The sequence below is a fragment of the Fretibacterium fastidiosum genome (assembly GCF_000210715.1).
Taxonomy (GTDB): domain Bacteria; phylum Synergistota; class Synergistia; order Synergistales; family Aminobacteriaceae; genus Fretibacterium; species Fretibacterium fastidiosum.
Genome location: NC_021038.1, coordinates 1,554,344 through 1,557,111, shown reverse-complemented (window position 1 = coordinate 1,557,111; position 2,768 = coordinate 1,554,344). Strand labels below are relative to the sequence as shown.

Below are 2,768 nucleotides of genomic sequence, written 5' to 3'. Positions count from 1 at the left end.
CCGCGGAGACGGACAAGCTCCTCCGGGACCTGGCCCCCCTGGAGATCGTGGAGAAGCACATCGTTCCGGCCCTCGACTCCGTGGGGCGGGAGTACGAGGCGAAGCGCCTGTTCCTGCCGCAGCTGATCAAGTCCGCCGACGCCGCCAAGGCCGCCTTTGAGCGCCTGAAGGCCGCTCTGGCCTCCTCCCCTCAAAAGGACGTGGAAACGGCGCTGGGGCCCATCGTCCTCTGCACGGTGTACGGCGACGTACACGACATCGGCAAGAACATCGTCAAGGTCATTCTGGAGAACTACAACTTCAAGGTGGTTGACCTGGGCAAGGACGTGCCGCCGGAGCAGGTCGTCGCCGCGGTTCGGGAGAGCGGCGCGCGCGTCGTGGGGCTCAGCGCCCTGATGACGACTACCGTCGCCAGCATGAAGGACACGATCGAGCGCGTCCGCTCGGAGTGCCCCGGCGTGAAGGTGCTGGTGGGCGGCGCGGTGCTGACACCGGACCTGGCGCGGTTCACGGGGGCGGACTTCTACGCACGCGACGCCATGGAGAGCGTTCGGATCGCCTCGGAGGTCCTGAAGGACGCAGGGGCGTGAACCTGGAGAAAAAACGGCCGAAGATTGGGCATAACGAGTATAATTAAGGAAGCGCTGATTAATCTTCAAAAGTTGTTGAAAGCAATCAAGGAGCATCGAACAAAGGATATCCTTCAGCGCTTCCCTAAAATTTTAAAATGGGGCTACGGCCCCCCACTTCGGGGAGCCTTTCGGCAGCCATTCGCTGGCGCTCACGGGCCGTCAGTCCCAATCCCCACGCGCTTCGCGCGGCCTGATGAAGTTTCAGGCACTGAAGGGAGCCCATACGGTTGACAGTTCTCAACAACTTAATCAGTATTTCCTTAATGACGTTTTGCTTCCGGGGTCCTGGGCGTCCTGAACGCCGGAGGCCGGGGACCACGGACACTTTTTAAGGAGGCGATCGACGTGCGCCGACTCACGCAGAGGGCCGCCCTCCGGGGCGCGACGGCAGCGGCGGCAATCGTCGCTCTGGGGACGCTCCTGTTCAGGGGGCTTGCGCTGCCCTGGAGCGAGGAAGGGGCTCTCTTCGCCGTCTACGGCGCCGGGGTGGGCTTCGCCCTGGCCATCCTCGGCAGCATGGGGCTCCTGTGGCTCTGGGATCGGAAGAAGCGCCGCGGAGGCGGCCTTTGAGGGAGGGTTTGCCGTCATGTCCATGAGGTCGTCGCCGCGCCGGTTCTTCCTCGCCGCAGCTGCTGTCTGCATCGCACTCACGGCCCTGGTCGCGCGGCGCCTGGGGAGCTTCCTGTCCGCCTATCCGATGTGGCTCCTCTGCTGCAGCGTCTCAACGTTTCTGTTCTACGGCTTCGACAAGGCCCAAAGCAGGCGCGGAGGGTGGCGCGTGCCGGAGGCCGTGCTGCACCTCCTGTCGCTGGCCGGGGGCTTTCTGGGCGCCCTCTGCGGCAGGCAACTCTTTCGCCACAAGACCCAAAAGCCTGCCTTCCTCGTCGTCATCGTCCTCTCGGCCGCGCTGCACCTCACCTTCGCCCTCTGGCTGCTGACGCGCCGGGGCTGACCGATGGGCATCCGCATCCTGCCTTACCTTCGGGGCTCCGGCCTCTCCTCCCTGATTCGGGAGCTTCTCCCCCTGGGCAACTCCCTGCGCTTTATCGTCCCCTCCCGCAAGGACCGGGAGTGGTGGTTCCTCCGTTCCGGCCAGGGGCAGTTCGGCCCGTTGGACGAACGGGAGGACGTCCTGTGGACCTGGCAGGACCTCTACGACGACATCGCCTCGACGCCCGGTGCGCGCTCCCGCCGCCCCATCTCCCCCCCCGACCACCTCCTGATCCTGCGCTGTCTGCTTCAGGAGGCGCTTCAGGGCCGGCCGGACCTCGTGAAGCAGTGGCCGGGCGTGGGCCGCGCCGGCTTCCTCGACATCCTGTCCAACGACGTGCAGGAGCTGATGAACGAGGCCGTGCGCCCGGACCAGATGGAGACGGGGGACAGCCCCGTCGCGGCGCTGCTGCGCGACGTCTACGCGCGCTTCCTGGACTACCTGCACCGGAACGACCTCCTGGACAGCGCGGAGATCTGCACGGCCGCGTCGGAGCTCCTGGGGCAGCTGGGGGACGGATGGGGCACCGACCTGACGCTGGCGTTCACGGGCTTTCTGTCCTTCACCCACGGGCAGCTGGAGCTCGTGAAGGCGCTCGAGACACGCTGCCGGGAGATCGTCATCCTGAAGCCGGAGTCGGGGCTGGAGAACTTCTACGACGCGACGGAGCAGCTGGCCGATTACACGTGGCAGCTCGGAGCGGAGCGGTCCAGCGGGCGGATCGTGGAGACGCCGGTGGAGGAGCCCTCCCTGGAGCCGGAGGCCGTCGCCCGGACCCTGGCCCTCTGGGCTGCCGGCACGGGGCCGCTGGCAGGCGTGATGGACTTCCCCGGCTTTGCCTCCATCGGCGTCATGGCCGGGCCGGAGGGCATGGAGGACATGACGGACGCGCTGACGCGCTACGGCGTCCCCTTCTTCCCCACCCTGGGCGTGAGCATCGACCGGACGCTGCCGGGGCGCATCCTGTCCGCCATACGCCTGCTGGACGAGCAGCGCTTCCCCACCTGGGACACCATCATGCTGCTGACGCAGCCCTGCTTCGCGGGCTCCCCCTTCCCCTCGGAGCGCACTCTGAGGGCCGGCCCCAGCGGCCTCACAGGCTGGACGCGCTACTTGTCCAGGGCGAGCCAGGACGATCCGGTCAA

The 2,768-nt window shown here is 66.9% G+C and carries 4 protein-coding genes; all 4 read left to right on the top strand.

The window, feature by feature from the left end:
• A partial coding sequence (locus SY1_RS07235; RefSeq protein WP_208873259.1) for a cobalamin-dependent protein occupies positions 1-590 on the top strand: 590 nt, incomplete at its 5' end.
• Between the two features lie 387 nt (positions 591-977).
• Positions 978-1,202 carry a hypothetical protein gene (locus SY1_RS07230; protein WP_208873257.1) on the top strand — a complete coding sequence of 75 codons (225 nt, stop codon included), beginning with the start codon at positions 978-980 and terminating at the stop codon, positions 1,200-1,202.
• A 16-nt stretch (positions 1,203-1,218) separates the two neighbouring features.
• Positions 1,219-1,584, top strand: a complete 366-nt coding sequence (locus tag SY1_RS07225; RefSeq protein WP_015556630.1) for a DUF1294 domain-containing protein — start codon at positions 1,219-1,221, stop codon at positions 1,582-1,584.
• Between the two features lie 3 nt (positions 1,585-1,587).
• Positions 1,588-2,768: PD-(D/E)XK nuclease family protein (locus SY1_RS07220; RefSeq protein WP_208873255.1), on the top strand; the 1,181-nt coding region annotated here is incomplete at its 3' end.

Coding starts and splice junctions, on each gene's coding strand:
- SY1_RS07225 (WP_015556630.1), top strand. CDS start 1,219: ATGTCCATGAGGTCGTCGCCGCGCCGGTTCTTCCTCGCCGCAGCTGCT.